The sequence below is a fragment of the Polaromonas sp. genome, from assembly GCF_012927455.1.
Lineage (GTDB): Bacteria > Pseudomonadota > Gammaproteobacteria > Burkholderiales > Burkholderiaceae_C > Polaromonas.
Window position 1 is genome coordinate 267,139 of record NZ_JABBPE010000008.1, and the last position, 15,548, is coordinate 282,686.

General features: G+C 63.8%; 12 protein-coding genes. 5 read left to right on the forward strand and 7 right to left on the reverse strand.

What is annotated here, in order from left to right:
- Positions 1 to 111: 111 nt before the first annotated feature.
- The 7 genes from HHJ18_RS09840 to hutC all read right to left on the reverse strand — a co-directional run bounded on the left by HHJ18_RS09840 (position 112) and on the right by hutC (position 8,994).
- A complete protein-coding gene (locus HHJ18_RS09840) occupies positions 112 to 2,697 on the reverse strand; it encodes a PAS domain S-box protein (RefSeq protein ID WP_296914577.1) in 2,586 nt (861 codons plus the stop codon).
- A gap of 284 nt (positions 2,698 to 2,981) precedes the next feature.
- Positions 2,982 to 4,199, reverse strand: coding sequence for a deoxyguanosinetriphosphate triphosphohydrolase (locus tag HHJ18_RS09845; protein ID WP_296914580.1), 1,218 nt, complete (start codon positions 4,197 to 4,199; stop codon positions 2,982 to 2,984).
- A gap of 87 nt (positions 4,200 to 4,286) precedes the next feature.
- Complete coding sequence (locus HHJ18_RS09850) at positions 4,287 to 5,708, reverse strand: formimidoylglutamate deiminase (protein ID WP_296914581.1); 1,422 nt, start codon at positions 5,706 to 5,708, stop codon at positions 4,287 to 4,289.
- Positions 5,698 to 6,519: an N-formylglutamate deformylase gene (hutG, locus tag HHJ18_RS09855; protein WP_296914584.1), complete on the reverse strand. Its 822-nt coding sequence runs from the start codon at positions 6,517 to 6,519 to the stop codon at positions 5,698 to 5,700. Before hutG ends, HHJ18_RS09850 begins: the two co-directional genes overlap by 11 nt.
- A complete protein-coding gene (gene hutI / locus HHJ18_RS09860; RefSeq protein ID WP_296914587.1) occupies positions 6,516 to 7,730 on the reverse strand; it encodes an imidazolonepropionase in 1,215 nt (404 codons plus the stop codon). The genes hutG and hutI overlap by 4 nt, the downstream gene beginning before the upstream one ends.
- Positions 7,727 to 8,287: a HutD family protein gene (locus tag HHJ18_RS09865; RefSeq protein WP_296914589.1), complete on the reverse strand. Its 561-nt coding sequence runs from the start codon at positions 8,285 to 8,287 to the stop codon at positions 7,727 to 7,729. The genes hutI and HHJ18_RS09865 overlap by 4 nt, the downstream gene beginning before the upstream one ends.
- Positions 8,284 to 8,994, reverse strand: a complete 711-nt coding sequence (gene hutC / locus HHJ18_RS09870) for a histidine utilization repressor (protein ID WP_296914591.1) — start codon at positions 8,992 to 8,994, stop codon at positions 8,284 to 8,286. Before hutC ends, HHJ18_RS09865 begins: the two co-directional genes overlap by 4 nt.
- Positions 8,995 to 9,165: 171 nt before the next feature.
- Between hutC and hutU the strand changes: the two genes are divergently transcribed.
- The 5 genes from hutU (at position 9,166) to HHJ18_RS09895 (ending at position 15,505) form a co-directional block, all read left to right on the forward strand.
- Complete coding sequence (gene hutU, locus HHJ18_RS09875; protein WP_296914594.1) at positions 9,166 to 10,956, forward strand: urocanate hydratase; 1,791 nt, start codon at positions 9,166 to 9,168, stop codon at positions 10,954 to 10,956.
- Positions 10,957 to 10,959: 3 nt separating this feature from the next.
- Entirely contained in the window at positions 10,960 to 11,973 is a 1,014-nt protein-coding gene (locus HHJ18_RS09880; RefSeq protein ID WP_296914597.1) for an ornithine cyclodeaminase family protein, read from the forward strand.
- 11 nt (positions 11,974 to 11,984) lie between these two features.
- A complete protein-coding gene (locus HHJ18_RS09885; protein WP_296914599.1) occupies positions 11,985 to 12,806 on the forward strand; it encodes a PhnD/SsuA/transferrin family substrate-binding protein in 822 nt (273 codons plus the stop codon).
- A 101-nt stretch (positions 12,807 to 12,907) separates the two neighbouring features.
- On the forward strand, positions 12,908 to 14,482 hold the full coding sequence (gene hutH, locus HHJ18_RS09890) for a histidine ammonia-lyase (RefSeq protein ID WP_296914602.1): 1,575 nt from the start codon (positions 12,908 to 12,910) through the stop codon (positions 14,480 to 14,482).
- Between the two features lie 141 nt (positions 14,483 to 14,623).
- Positions 14,624 to 15,505 (forward strand): glycine betaine ABC transporter substrate-binding protein, encoded by an 882-nt coding sequence (locus HHJ18_RS09895; protein ID WP_296914605.1) that lies wholly within the window; start codon positions 14,624 to 14,626, stop codon positions 15,503 to 15,505.
- Positions 15,506 to 15,548: the final 43 nt, after the last annotated feature.

Here is a 15,548-nt window from a genome sequence, read left to right on the forward strand (position 1 = left end):
GATTGGGCAATCGCACCCACGAACGAGCCAAGAAACGGCTCTTTTGGCCGCTCTTCAACGCCCGTACACGCCGCAATTGAGGTACCTGGGGGTGCCCAACGCGGCCGCGTCCTAAGCCGCTTGGTGGGCCACTTTTGCAGCGTGCCGGTCAAAGGAAAAGTAAAAACTCGCGCCCAAGCCTTCTGCGGCCTCGGCGCGTATCGTGCCGCCATGCCGCTCAAGAATCCGGTGCACCGTTGCCAGCCCGATGCCGCTGCCCTCAAACTCGTCGTCATTGTGCAGCCGGAAAAAAGGTTTGAAGAGGTTGCCCGCATACTCCATGCTGAAGCCGGCGCCATCGTCCCTGACAAACAGCATCTGGCGCCCTTTCTCTGGCGCGGGCATGACGCCAACCGTGATGTGCGCGTCGGTCTTTTTGAGCGAGTATTTCCAGGCGTTGCCGATCAGGTTTTCCAGCACGATGCGTGCAAACTTAGCATCGCACAGCGCCTTCAGGTGAGGCTCAATGATGATGCTGACCTGGCGTGAGGGGTCGCCCAGCTTGTGCTGCGCGATTACCTGCCCGGCCATGGCACTGAGATCTACCAGTTCCAACACCAGTTCGCCTTGGCTGGCGCGTGCCAGAGCAAGAAGGTCGCGAATGAGTTCGTGCATACGCATCACATTGACCTGAATTCGATCAAACAGACGGTTTTCTTCCACGCTCAGGCGGCCTGCAAGGCGGCGACTGAGCAGCACTATAAATCCCTGAATGCTGCGCAGCGGGGCCTGCAAATCGTGCGAGACCGAATAGCCGAAAGATTCGAGCTCGGCATTGGTGGCCTTGAGTTGGTAGGTGCGATCATTCACGCGCTGCTCCAAGCTGTCGGTGAGGCGCAGGATCTCGCGGTCGCGGCGCAGGCGGATCAGTTCGGCATTGGTCCGGCTGGCAAAAATCCGGATCAGCGCGTCCCGATCCGGCGACACTGTTTGTGGTGATCGCCACAAGGCGTTCAGGATGCCGATGGGCGTGCCGTCGGCGTCGTTTAGAGCCGCACCCAGGTAGGCCTTGAAGCAGCCTTCGGCGAGCACCTTGTCTTTGGGAAAAAGAAGATGCACATGGTCGGCGTAGGCGCAGACATCAGTCGAAACCAGGGCCACGTCGCAAGGCGTTCCAGCCAGCTCATAGGTCAGATTTGGCACCGTCTGGTTGTCGAGCACCACCGCCAGCGAAGTAATGGTGCGGTCGGCATTAATTTCGCCCACCATCACCATATGGGCCCCTGTCGCCTTGCCCAAAGACCGCACCAGCGACTGGAAAAAAGGCGCGCCAACTTCGCCCGATAAGCCCTGCGCCAGATCCAGCAGCTGAACCTCGCGGCGCTTTTGCTGCGTGATGTTCAGGACGGCGCTAAGGACGCACTCTTCGCCGGCAATTTCGACGATCACAGCCCACTGCTGGCAGTCCACCAGATGCCCATCTTTATGGCGCATTTGAATTTCAAGGCAAAGCGCGCCCTCCTGGGCGCGCAAATTCGCCATGAAGCGGTCGCGGTCCTGCGTGCTGCGCCAAGCGCCCATCTCCAGCGAGGTGCGTCCTAACAGTTCCTGCGCCGTATAACCATTCGCCGTGTCTGCGGCCGCGTTCACCACGAGAAAAACGCCATCACTGGCGCGGGAGACGGCCATGTAGATCGGGCTTAAATTGAAAGCCTTGGTAAACAGCTCTGCAGACTGGCGGGCGGCTTGCCGCGCGCTCACCTCGGCGCTAATGTCGGTGAGGGTTGAAACCATAATACGGGCGGACCCTTCGCCTTCGAGTTCGCAGGAGATCAGCACATTCAAATGGCTGCCATCTTTGCGCCGTCCGACAGCTTCCAGGTTGAACAAACGGCCGGCTTCCTTCAATTGTTGGACACATGCCTGGTGCGCGGCCGCATCGGCCCAAAGCGCGCGGCACTCCTGTGAGCCGACAAATTCTTCGCGCGAGTAGCCAGACATCCTCTCAAACGCCGGATTCACATCCATGACGATCTTGCTGTCTGCAGCCTGCACGAGGATGGCGACCGGGCTATTGCGAAAAATGCGGCTGAGGCGGTCTTCGCTGATTCGAAGCGCGGCTTCTGCCTGTTCTCGACGAGCCAGTTCCCGCTGTTGACCAGCCAGCGCTTTTAGCAAGATGCGCTGGCTGGTGTACACCCCAAGGGCCAGGCCGACAAACACAGCCGAATGCATGAGCCATACCTTGGTGCCCACGCGCAGGTCGGGCGTTGGCAGCAGCCCGGCCGCTTCGGCCCAGGTCAGCGCAGCCAGTGACGCCACACTAACTACCAACGTGGCTACCAGCGATCGAAGTGAAAGGACGATGCCTGCCGCAGCGATGGCACCCGGGAAGGCGACAGCAGCGGAGCTGCGAACCGATCCGAAGGTGGCTATGCCATAAATTCCGTAGGCAACCAGGGAAACGACCAGCATGCGAGCCACCAGGCGGGGCTTTCCAAGCTGGAGCAGCGTGTACATGCACAGCACCAGCAGCCACAGGGCGAACAGGCCGACGGGCTCGGAGAGCGGCTCTGCCGCTCGAAACGACAGTCCTATCAACACCGGTATGACCCCGCCCAGCATCAGGAGGACAGCGCGCAGAGACTCGACGAAGCGAAATTCAACGGGCACGTCTGACAGGAAAGATTCGGTTACCAGAGGATCAGGGCGTTGCATGGCGTCGTCAATGTTACCAGAGGTATCGATGTGTACCAAATATTTACAATATTGGTTGCTATTATTTATATAGCTTATTACGCATATTCTGCGGGGGCTCCAGCCGATTTTTACTTTCAACCAGAGGGCGGTTCGGCTCAGCAAAGGCAGGGTGTATGCCGCAAACGGGTTGGGCTAAAGGCTGCAAGCTGTCCTTTTTCCCTGAACCGCTTGGACGCCACTTCTGAATCGGGACTCGCCTTACAACAAGTCGCGCCGCCTCAAAGCGGAGGCCGCTTGATTGCTCACGTCAAGCCAGGCGTATCCAGCGGAAAAACGGCGCGCCCTTTGAGCCGTTCATGTTCTTTGGCGGCAAAGCGGTCGGTCATGCAGGCAATGTAATCAGCCACCACACGCTCCGGTTTGGCACCGGCGGCCTGGGACGTATCGATGCCGTCAAAGCGATCAATATGCGCCTGCGGCATTTGCGCCGGGTCGCCCATGTAGGCCTCGAACAAATCGCGCACCACCTGCTGAGCCGCCAGCGTGGTTTGCACCACTTGCGCGTGGCGGTATAAATTTTGTAGCAAGAAACGCTTGAGGGCTGCCGACTGCAAGGCCATTGCATCGGTAAAACAAACCAACGGTGGGTGCCGGCGCACGGCTTGCACATCGACCGGCGCCGCGTGATGCAGGGCCAGCCGGGTTGCATCCATCACGTCGTAGACCTGCGCGCTCAGCATGCGCCGTATGGTTTCAAAAAGCAGGCGCCGGCCCTGCAGCGCCGGGTACGCCAGCAGCGTTTCGCGGCGGTACTGACTGAACAGCGCCACGTCCTCCAGCTGTTCCAGACTGAGCAGCCCCGAGCGCACGCCGTCGTCAATATCGTGGGCGTTGTAGGCAATTTCATCGGCCAGATTGGCCAACTGCGCCTCCAGACTGGGCTGCTGCAAGCCTGGTCCTTCGGCCGTTTGCGCGATGAAGCGGTGGGCCACGCCACCGGGCTCGCGCGACTCGATATGGCGGGCGTTGCGCTTTGAGCAGTGCTTGAGGATGCCTTCGCGCGTCTCAAAGGTCAGGTTCAGGCCGTTGTAGGCCGGGTAACTTTCTTCCAGCGCATCGACCACGCGCAGGCTTTGCAGGTTGTGCTCAAAGCCGGCGCTGTCAGGGTTATGGGTTTTCAGGCAGGCATTCAGCGCATCCTGGCCGGCATGACCATACGGCGTGTGACCGAGGTCATGTGCCAGGGCAATCGCTTCGACCAGATCTTCATTGAGCTGCAGCGTGCGGGCAATGGAGCGCCCGAGTTGCGCAACTTCCAGCGAATGCGTCAGACGCGTGCGAAACAGGTCGCCCTCATGGTTCAAAAATACCTGGGTCTTGTAGACCAGGCGGCGAAACGCGGTGGAATGCACGATGCGGTCGCGGTCGCGCTGAAAGTCGGAGCGCGTCGGCGCCGGGAGTTCGGGATATCTGCGGCCGCGCGACAAGGCGGGGTCACAGGCGTAGCGGGCCAAAGTCATGAGTTGGAGATAGCGCAGATCAATACAAAGTGGGACTAGTTTAGTCGGCGCCCTCTCCCAAACGCTCCCACACGCTCCCGCTACCGCCTACGCGCCCGCATCGGCCCAGAGGGCGCGCATGGCACGGCTGAAGTTTCCGGCCAGTTGCGGCCACAGCGCAGCATCCTGCTGCGGCCCGCCAAAGCGACCAACGGCAACCACGCGCCGGCCTGCCACAAACACCTCGCCAAAAGCTGCAACCGGGCCAGAAAAAACCAGTGCGTCCAGCAGCTGCTCGGGCGGAATGCCGAGCAGCGCCGGCGCCTGAAGATCCAGCGTCACGAAATCGGCGCGGTTGCCGGGGGCGATGCCACCTAGCGCCTGACCGCTGGCCGCCTGACCGCCCGCCAGCGCCGCCTCGAACAGCGCGGCGGCGCTGCTCTCGTGGTCACCAACGCGCGCCGCAATATTGCGCTGGCGCAAGCTCAGGCGTTGCGAATACTCCAGCCAGCGCAATTCCTCGGGCCAGCTGCGGGTAATCTGGCTGTCGGAGCCGACCGACCACTGCCCCCCGGCGACGGCATAGGCCGGAAAATCAAACACACCGTCGCCCAGATTGGCTTCGGTGGCAGGACACAGGACGATGGACGCGCCGCTCTTTTGCAGCGCCGCCAGCTCGGCGGGCGTGCTCTGCGTGGCATGCACCAGGCTCCAGCGCGCGTCGACTTCGACATGGTCCAGCAGCCACTCGATCGGGCGCTGGCCGGTGTGGGCGATGCAGTCGGCGACCTCCTGCGTCTGCTCGGCGATGTGGATGTGCAGCGGCAGGCCGGCGTGTTTGGCCGCAGCGGCCAGCTCGCTAAGTGCCGCCGGGCAGGCCGCGCGCAGCGAATGCACCGCCACGCCGGCGTTGAAGCGGCTGTCGCCGAGGCGCCTGATTTCCTCGGCCACGCGCAGCACGCTGTCGGGTGTCGAAGAAAACCGACGCTGCTCGACGCGCAGACCGCTGGCGCTGAACCCTGAGCGCATGTACAGCGTTGGCAACAACGTCAGGCCGATCCCCGTGCGCTGCGCCGCGCGCACCAGCGCCAGCGCCATTTCGGCCGGATCGGCATACGGCGCGCCGTCGATCGCGTTGTGCAAATAGTGAAACTCGCAGACCTGGGTGTAGCCGCCGGCCAGCAGTTCGGCATACAGCAGGCTGGCAATCGCCTCGAGCTGCGCCGGCGTGATCCGGTTGGCCGCGCTGTACATGCGCTCGCGCCAGCTCCAGAAATCATCGGATTCCCCGCCGCCGCGCCGCTCGGTCAGGCCGGCGATGGCGCGCTGAAAGGCGTGGCTGTGGGCGTTGACCAGCCCCGGCAAGACTGGGCCTTGAAGTCGGGTCGCGCCGGCCTGCTCGGCCGCTGTGGCGCCGGGCTGCACATTGAGCCAGCTGCCGTCGCCCGCGACGTGCAGCAGCACATCGGTCGCCCAGCAGCCCTGCACCCAGGCCTGCGCGGCAAAAAACCTCTTTGCTTCACTTTTCATAGCAGCTTGCGCAGGCAGACAGGGCGTCAGCGACCATATTTCTTAACAAAGGCTGGATTTGCGCGGCCAAAGCCGGGTTGTAGGCAAACGGCGGCGTTTCCTGCATGTAGACGCGCTGGCACATCTCCAGCTGCACCGCGTGCACGGCGCGGGCCGGCTGGCCATAGTGGCGCGTGATGTAGCCGCCCTTGAAGCGGCCATTGACGGCGGTCGTGCGCTGGGGATGCGCGGCGCAGGCCCGCACCAGCGCCGCGGTGATCGCCGGGTCGGCGCTGGCGCCGCCTGCCGTGCCGATGTTCAGATCGGGCAGCCGGCCTTCAAAAAGCCAGGGAATCTGCGAGCGGATGCTGTGCGCGTCCCACAACAGCGCAAACCCATGCAGCGCCTTGAGACGCTCCAGCTCGGCGAGCAGTGCGGCGTGGTAGGGCTGCCAGTACGCCTCGCGCCGCCGGGCGCGCTCCTCGGGCGCCGGCTCGCAGCCGGGGCGATACAGCGGCGCGCCGCTGAAGAACCGCGTCGGGCACAGCTCGGTGTTGGACGCGCCTGGGTACATCGGCGCGTCGTCGGGCGGGCGGTTCAGGTCGATCACATAGCGCGAATACGCAGGCGTCAACACGCTGGCGCCCAGTTCCGGCAGGAAGTTGTAGAGGCTGTGCAAATGCCAGTCGGTGTCTTCGACCTGCAGCGCTTCGGGCGTGTAATTTTGTTGAAGTTCCAGCGGAATCGCGCTGCCGACATGCGGCATGCTTACCAGCAGCGGGACGCTGCCGCGCTGCAATGAAAACATCTGCTCATCCATGATCTGGCTCATCTGATTTGCCCCCTGAAGACGGTTTGAAGCCGCGGATTGGCGCCGAACGCGTAGCTCAGCTCGGCCGGTTGCCGCACGCTCCACAGCACGAAATCGGCGCGCAGCCCGGCTGCCAGCACGCCCCGGTCGCGCAGGCCGAGTGCTGCCGCCGCGTTGCGCGTGACGCCGGCCAGCGCCTCTTCGGGCGTAAGCCTGAACAGCGTGCAAGCCATGTTGAGCATCAGCAGCAGCGAGGTGCAGGGCGATGTGCCCGGATTGCAGTCGGTGGAAATGGCGATCGGCACGCGCTGCTCGCGCAGCAAGGCCACCGGCGGCAGCCGCGTGTCGCGCAAAAAGTAAAACGCGCCGGGCAGCAGCACCGCGACCGTGCCGGCCGCCGCCATGGCCTGGGCACCCTCGACTGACAGCCACTCCAGGTGGTCGCAGCTCAGCGCGCCGTAACGCGCGGCCAGCTGCGCGCCGCCGCTGTCGCTGAGTTGCTCGGCGTGCAGTTTCACCGGCAGCCCGAGCGCCTGCGCGGCGGCAAAGACGCGTTCGGTCTGCCCGGGGCTGAAGGCGATGCGCTCGCAAAACGCATCGACCGCATCGACCAGCCCTTCGGCGTGCAGCACCGGCAGCATCTGCAGCAAGGCATCGACATAGGCATCGGTGCGCCCGGCAAACTCGGGCGGCACGGCATGGGCGCCGAGAAATGTGTTGCGAATATCGACCGCATGGCTTTGCCCGAGCGCGCGTGCCACCGCCAGCGTTTTTCGTTCGTGTTCAAGCGCTAGCCCGTAACCCGATTTGATCTCCAGCGTGGTGACGCCTTCGGCCAGCAACGGCAGCAGCCGGCGCGTGCTTTGCGCCTGCAACGCGGCAGCGCTGGCCGCGCGGGTCGCCGCCACCGTCGAGGCGATGCCGCCGCCGGCGCGCGCAATGTCTTCGTAGCTCGCACCGTTCAGCCGCAGCTCGAATTCATGCGCCCGGTCGCCGCCGTAGACCAGGTGCGTATGGCAATCGATCAGGCCGGGCGTGACCAGCGCGCCGCCAGCGTCGTGCCGTTTGATGCAGCGCGCCAGCAGGTCCGCAGGCAAATCCGCGCTTGCGCCGACCCACGCCAGCGCCTCGCCGTCGACCACCAGCGCCGCGTCGTCAATCAGGCCATAAGGCCGGGCTGCGGCAGGCTGCATCGTGGCGGCGCGGCAGTTGCTCCAGAGTTGCAGGCTCATGCGGGAATCTCCATCCAGAGTGCCTGCGCTGCGTTCACCTGCAGCGTGGCGTTAACCGTTACCGTGCGCCAGGCCAGGCTGTGCGCTGGCAAATCCAGTTTTTCATCATTAAATAGCACGCTAGCCCCCGTACTAATTGCGTAGACAGCTATTGTTTTAGGAGCATCAACAGCTATTGGCAGGCTGCTGCTGACGCGACCCATGCGCGCTCGGCCCCGGCCTTGGCGCAGCATCAGGTTGAAATCCTGCGTCTTGCCCTCCAGCAGGCGGCAGTGCGTAGCGGCAGAGCCGTCAAAGCAAAAAGGCGCATCGCCGGCGGTCAGGCGATGCTGCTTTCCGTTCACATCGAGTTCAACGCCGGCGCCGCCAAGCACCGCAAACCAGCGTTGAACATCCTCAAAGCGCGAGAACGGCCCGCTGCTGTTGATGTCAGCCACCGACAGGCGCCAGTGCCAGTCGGCTGACGTCGGCCACGCGACCAGTTCACGCGTCACGCCACCGCCGTTGCGCCAGGTTGTTGCAAGCACGTCGGCCAGCCGGACCACCTGCCAGCTCATGGTTGAAACTTTCCGGCAAAGCTGTAGCGCGACCCCGGGTAGACCAGCCGCGCCACGCTGGCAATATGGGCACCGCTCACGGTGCGGCGCATCATGGCCAGGCAGGCATCGCCGGCTTTGATGTCAAGGTGCTCGGCCTGCAGCGCCGTGGGTCGGCATGCCTCGATCGAATAGCTGGCTTCGGTCAACGGTGCTTCGACCAGCAAATGACGCGTCGGCGTGGTCTGTGTGAAGTCAGTCGCCAGGTAGTTGGGCGCGGCCGCCGGGTTGACATAGCGGTCCTCGTACTGAATCGGCACGCCGTTTTCCAGGTGAATGAGGATGGTGTGAAAGACGCGGGCGCCGGCGCGCAGGCCCAGCGTGCGCGCCAGGTCAGCACTGGCTTTTTCGGATTCCGCCAGCAGCACACGCGCGCTGTGCACATGGCCGCGCGCCAGCACTTCTTCATGAATGTCGCGAATCGCCAGCGTTGAGGAAATGCGGTGCAGCTCGGCTACGAAGGTGCCCGAGCCCTGGACCCGCGTCACCAACCCCTCGCCCATCAGCTCGCGCAGCGCGCGGTTCACGGTCATGCGGCTAATGCTGAATTGCTGCATCAATACCGACTCGCTGGGCACCGGGTCGCCCGGCTTCCAGCTGCCGGCGCTGATGTGTTTTTTGATGAAGGCCTTGACTTGGCCATAGGCGGGCAGTGCAGAGGAAGCCATTTTTCAGCTGGGTTAAATAAAAATTATTGTCGCTTTAAAAAACCGGGCGTACTCTACAAATTGGAGCTGTCAGGGCCCCGAGAATACGCCAGTTGACACAAGTTGTATAGACAACTACGATCTGCAAAAAATCGATCATTGAAGCTGTTTACTCTTTTCTGGAGCACCTCCATGTCCGATCTTTCCCAGTCTCCCTTTCTCGACAGCCGGGCCCGCCCGGTGCGCTCACCGCGCGGCAGCACGCTGACGTGCGCCAACTGGCAGATCGAAGCGGCCTACCGCATGATCCAGAACAACCTGGACCCGGAGGTCGCCGAAAATCCCGACGAGCTCGTGGTCTACGGCGGCATCGGCAAGGCGGCGCGCAACTGGCCGGCTTTTGACGCCATCCTCGATTCGCTGCGCCAGCTGAAGCCGGACGAAACGCTGCTGGTGCAGTCGGGCAAGCCGGTCGGCGTGTTTCGCACCCACACGGGCGCGCCGCGCGTGCTGATTGCCAATTCCAACCTGGTTCCCAAATGGGCCACCTGGGAGCATTTCAACCAGCTCGACCGCGCCGGGCTGATGATGTATGGCCAGATGACGGCGGGCAGCTGGATTTACATCGGCACCCAGGGCATCGTGCAGGGCACCTACGAAACTTTCGTGGAAGCAGGTCGCCAGCATTATTCTGACGGCCCCTCGACCACCAAGGGCGGTGGCCGGTCCCCCGAGGGGACGCTGCCCGGCCTGGGGCGGCCCGGCGCGTCGGGTCACGGCGACCTGACTGGCCGCTGGGTCTTGACCGCCGGCCTGGGCGGCATGGGCGGCGCGCAGCCGCTGGCAGCCACTTTTGCCGGCGCCTGTTCGCTCAACATCGAATGCCAGCAGGCCAGTATCGATTTCCGCCTGCGAACGCGCTATGTGGATCAGCAGGCGGCCAGCCTGGATGAAGCGCTAGCTCTGATCGAAAAGTACACGGCGCGCAAGGAGGCGGTCTCGATTGCGCTGTGCGGCAACGCGGCCGAGATCGTTCCCGAACTGCTCAGGCGCGCCCAGGCCGGCGGCATTCGGCCCGACATCGTGACCGACCAGACCTCGGCGCACGACCTCATCAACGGCTACCTGCCGCTGGGCTGGAGCGTCGCGCAATGGCGCGCCGCGCAAAAAGACCCGGCCCAGCATGCCGCGCTGACGCAGGCCGCTGGCGAATCGTGCGCGGTCCACGTCCGGGCCATGCTCGGGTTTCACGCCCTGGGCATTCCCACGGTGGACTACGGCAACAATCTGCGCCAGGTCGCCAAAGACTTCGGCGTGGCCAATGCGTTCGACTACCCCGGCTTTGTTCCGGCCTACATCCGGCCGCTGTTTTGCCGCGGCATCGGGCCGTTTCGCTGGGTCGCACTGTCGGGCGATCCGGAGGACATCCGCAAGACCGACGCGAAGATGAAAGCGCTGTTTCCCGACAACCAGCCGCTGCACCGCTGGCTCGACATGGCGGCCGAGCGCATCAGCTTTCAGGGCCTGCCGGCACGCATCTGCTGGATCGGCCTGGGCGAGCGGCATCGGGCCGGCTTGGCGTTCAACGAGATGGTGAAAAGCGGAGAGCTGAAGGCGCCCATCGTGATCGGCCGCGACCACCTCGACAGTGGCTCGGTGGCCTCGCCGAACCGCGAGACCGAAGCCATGAAGGACGGCAGCGATGCGGTCAGCGACTGGCCGCTGCTCAACGCGCTGCTCAACACCGCCAGCGGCGCGACCTGGGTCAGCCTGCACCACGGCGGCGGCGTCGGCATGGGCTACTCGCAGCACGCCGGCGTGGTGATCGTCTGCGACGGCACGCCGGATGCCGCCGAGCGCATCGAGCGCGTGCTGTTCAACGACCCGGCGACCGGCGTGATGCGCCATGCCGATGCCGGTTATGAGATCGCCCGGCAAAGCGCCAGGGAGCATGGCCTGAAGCTGCCGATGCAAGGAGCTTGACCCATGTCCGAAAGCAGCGCCGAAATCTATCTGACTTACCTGAACCGTCCTGACGTTCAGGCGCTGGCCCTGACTGATGCCGAGATCATTGCCGCTGTCGAGCAAGCGCTGGATGCGCAGGGCCGGCAGCAAACCACGATCGAGCCGCGAGTGCACCTGGTGCCGGAAAAGGATTACCCAGGCCACTTCAACGTGCTGCGCGGCTACATCCGCCCGCTCGGGCTGGCGGGCGTGAAAGTGGTGGGCGACTTCTATCGCAACTATGAAAGCGGCCTGCCGTCCGAACTGGCCGTTCTCAACCTGTTCAATCCAAAGAACGGCGCGCCAATCGCCATCATCGACGCCTCCGACCTGACCGACATGCGCACTGGCGCCATCACCGCAATCGGCGCCAAACACCTGGCGCGAAAAAACTCGAAGGTGCTGGGCCATATCGGCGCCCGCGGCACGTCGTACTGGAACGTCCGGCTGCTTGATTCGATCTTTGACTTCGACGAGATCCGCGTGCACTCGCGTCGGCCAGAAAGCCGCCAGTCCTTTGCCGCAAGGCTTGAAGAAGACCTGGGCAAAAAAATAGCCGTGACCGAGGACTGGGAATCGTGCGTTCGCGGCGCCGACATCGTGGTCGAGGCCTCGCGGCTGGAAAAGCCCGAGCCGCTGCTGAAAACCGAATGGATCAAAAAAGGCGCCTGCGTGATTCCCTACGGCACCATGAGCGCGGTGGAGCTGACGCTGACCGACATCATGGATAAGCTGGTGATGGACGACTGGGGCCAGGCTGGAGCCGGGCCGTTCGGCGCGCTGCGCGCCCATGTGGACGCGGGCAAGCTGTCGGCGCAAACCTTGCATGCCGAACTCGGCCAGATCGTTGCGGGCTTTAAACCCGGCCGACAGAGCGATCAGGAAACCAATTTGTTCTGGCACCGCGGCCTGTCGCTGTCAGACATTGCGCTGGGCGCCTTCATGCTTGAAAAAGCCGCGCGCCTGCAGCTCGGGCAACGCTTGCGTTTTCGCTGAAAAACGAGTTTATGACCCGCCCGCCCGTTGCCAACGCCCGGATGTATTCAGCCACGGCATCGGTGCGCGCCGACTGGAACGCCTTGCTCGGCTGGGTGCTGGCGCAAGCCGGGTTGCGCTGGGACATCATTGACCATGATGCGCCCGCACCGCTGGCAACGCTGTGGACGCGCAATGACCTGGGCCTGGCCATGATGTGCGGCCTGCCGTATGCGCAGCGCATCGGCACGCCCGGGCAGCCCACGCTCGTCGCCGCGCCGATTCCAACGCCTGCCCGCTATGGCGGCCAGGCGGTCTACTTCACCGACATCGTGGTGCGCAGCGACGCGCCTTACCGCACGTTGCAAGATACCTTTGGCGGCACGGTCGGCTACACGCTGGCCGATTCGATGTCGGGCGGCGTGGCCTTGCGCCGCCACCTGGAAGGCTACCGAACGCCCCAGCAGCCACGGCTGTACCGCGCGGCGGTCGGCGACCTGGTCAACGCGCGCGGCGTGATCGAGGCCCTGGCCGCTGGCCGCATCGACGTCGGGCCGCTGGACAGCTACTACCACGACCTGCTGTGGCGGCATGAACCGGGCTTTGCCGCCCAGGTGCGCATCGTTGCCCACACCCCGGCGCTGCCGATTCCGCCGCTGATAGCCACCGCCGCCTTGAGCGCCGGCGAGCTGGCGCGCTTGCGCCAGGCGCTGCTGGCGAGCGCTGCTTCAGAGGAACTGGCGCCGGTCATGGAGCGCTTGCTGCTGGCAGGCTTTGCCTTCCCCGATCTCGCCGATTACCGTCCTTTAGCAGCCATGGCCGCGGCCGCCGCAACGCCTTTTGAGGAACTTTGAATGAACGCCGCTGGCGACAGTGCGCAGCAACTGGCCGCGTCGATCCTGGCCGAAACCGTGCACTGGTCTGGCGTGATCAGGCAGAAAAACATCAAACCCGAATGAATCCAGACCTCACGCCGACCCGGACCCACCGCATGAACATCCAGCCCGGCTTTTTGACGCTGGCGCAGTTGCGCCAGCTTCATGCCGGCAGCCAGGCGCTGTCTGTCGATCCGTCGGCAGCGGCCGGCATTCGCGCCAGCGCCCAGCTGGTCCGGCAAGCCGCACAAGGCGGCGCTGCCGTCTATGGCGTGAACACCGGTTTTGGCAAGCTGGCCAACCAGCGCATCGCGCAAGCCGACCTGGACACTCTGCAGCTCAACCTGCTGCGTTCGCACGCCGTCGGCGTGGGCGAGCCAATGCCGGAGCGCGTGGTGCGGCTGGTCCTGCTGCTCAAAGCAGCAAGTCTGGCGCGTGGCTTTTCGGGTGTGCGCGCATGCGTTATCGACGGGCTGCTGGCGCTGTACAACCAAGGCTTGACACCGGTGATCCCCTGCCAGGGATCGGTTGGCGCGTCTGGCGATCTGGCGCCGCTGGCCCATCTGTGCCTGCCCCTGATAGGCGAAGGCGAGGTGTTTTACGGCGGCGAACGCATGGCGGCTGACGCCGCTTTGCAGCGTGCGTCGCTGGCGCCAATACGGCTGTCGGCCAAGGAAGGGCTGGCACTGATCAACGGCACGCAAGTCTCCACTGCCTTGGCGCTGGACGCCTTGCTCGCCACCGAGAGCCTGTTTGAGGCCGCGGTCATTTCCGGCGCGCTGACGCTAGACGCCGCACGCGGCAGCGACGGTCCGTTCGATCCGCGCATTCACGCCGTGCGTGGCCAGCCCGGGCAGATCGAATGTGCTGCCGCCTACCGCGCGCTGCTGGCGGGCAGCGAGATCCGCCGTTCACACCTGCAAGACGATGACCGGGTGCAGGACCCGTACTGCCTGCGCTGCCAGCCGCAGGTCATGGGCGCCTGCCTGGATCAGATGCGCTATGCCGCGCAGGTATTGGTGCGTGAGGCCAATGCCGTGACCGACAACCCGCTGGTGTTTGCAGACGAGGGCGCGCTGCTGTCAGGTGGAAATTTTCATGCCGAGCCGGTAGCGCTGGTGGCCGATGCGCTGGCCGTGGTCATCGCGGAAATCGGCGCCATCTCCGAGCGCCGCATTGCCCTGCTGGTCGATGCCGCGGTCTCGCGCCTGCCGGCGTTCCTGACGCCCGCGCCCGGCCTCAATTCAGGCTTCATGATCGTGCATGTGACCGCCGCCGCGCTGGCCTCTGAAAACAAGTCGCTGGCGCATCCGGCCAGCGTCGACAGCCTGCCCACTTCGGCCAACCAGGAGGACCACGTCAGCATGGCGACCTTCGCGGCGCGCCGGCTGCAGCCCATGCTGCGCAATACCGGCTACATCGTGGCCATCGAACTTCTGGCGGCGGCCCAGGGTATCGAGTTTCTGCGGCCGCTGAAAAGCGCTGGCGTGCTGGAGGGCGTGCTGCAATTGGTCCGCGAGGCGTCGCCGGCCATGATGCAGGACCGCAGCCTGGCGCCCGATATCGAGCGCGTACATCAATTGGTGGCGCAAGGGCGCATAGGCCTGCCGGGCGAGGCGCAGATCACCGAGTTGACGGTCTTGCGACTGGCGTGAAGCCTGCATAGCGGGTGGGTAGCACCGCTTGTATAAAAGCGCCGCGATGAGCGATGTCAAGAAGCGGTAGGCGGGAGCGCCAGCTCAAGGGAACAGTTAACATCCAATTTTCCTCTTAGCAACTTTCCAACGGAGATTCCCATGAAAATCTGCAGGCTTTTGGCGTGTTCCGTATTGGCGCTGGCCACCATGCTGCCGCTTGTTTCTGAAGCGCAGCAGGTCGTTCGCGTGGGCTCCAAAAACTTCACCGAGCAGTTTGTGCTAGCCGAAATTTACGCTCAGTCGCTGGAAGCGGCCGGCATCAAGACCGAGAAAAAGCTCAACCTGGGCGGCACGCTGATCGCGCACAAGGCGCTGGAAGAAAAGCAGATCGATTTTTACCCCGAGTACACCGGCACCATGCTTCTTGCCGTGCTGAAGCAAGAACCCATGACAGACGCCAAGGCAGTCTATGACAAGGTCAAGGAGGCTTACGCCAAGATGGGGCTGGTGGTGCTGAGCCAGTCCAACCTCAACAACGGCTATGTGATGGTGATTCGCCCGGAGACGGCGCAAAAGTACAAGCTGGAAACCCTGTCGGACCTGACCAAGGTCGCCAAGGACCTGAAGATAGGCGCCGGCCCCGAATTTCGCGATCGCAAGGACGGTCTGCCCGGTCTGAAGGCCAAATACGACATGGTGTTTGGCGAGGACTTGCAGATGGCCATTGGCCTGCGTTACCAGGCCCTGAAAAACGACCAGATTCAGGTGGTCAATGGCTATTCGACCGACGGCATGATCAGCACGCTCAAGTTGAAGCGGCTGCGCGACGACAAGAGCTTGTGGCCTCCGTATTTTGTCGTGCCTGTAATTCGACGCGAAGCGCTGGAAGCCAACCCAAAAATTGGCGAGGTGCTGAACCGCGTCAGCGCCCTGCTCGACGAAACCACGATGGCCCAGATGAACTACCTGGTCGATGGCGAGAAGCAGGAACCCAAAGACGTGGCGCGCGACTTCCTCAAATCCAAAGGCATCGTCAAGTAAGGCCGTCTGCACACCCGCGCATCACGCGTAAAAACTGCAGCGT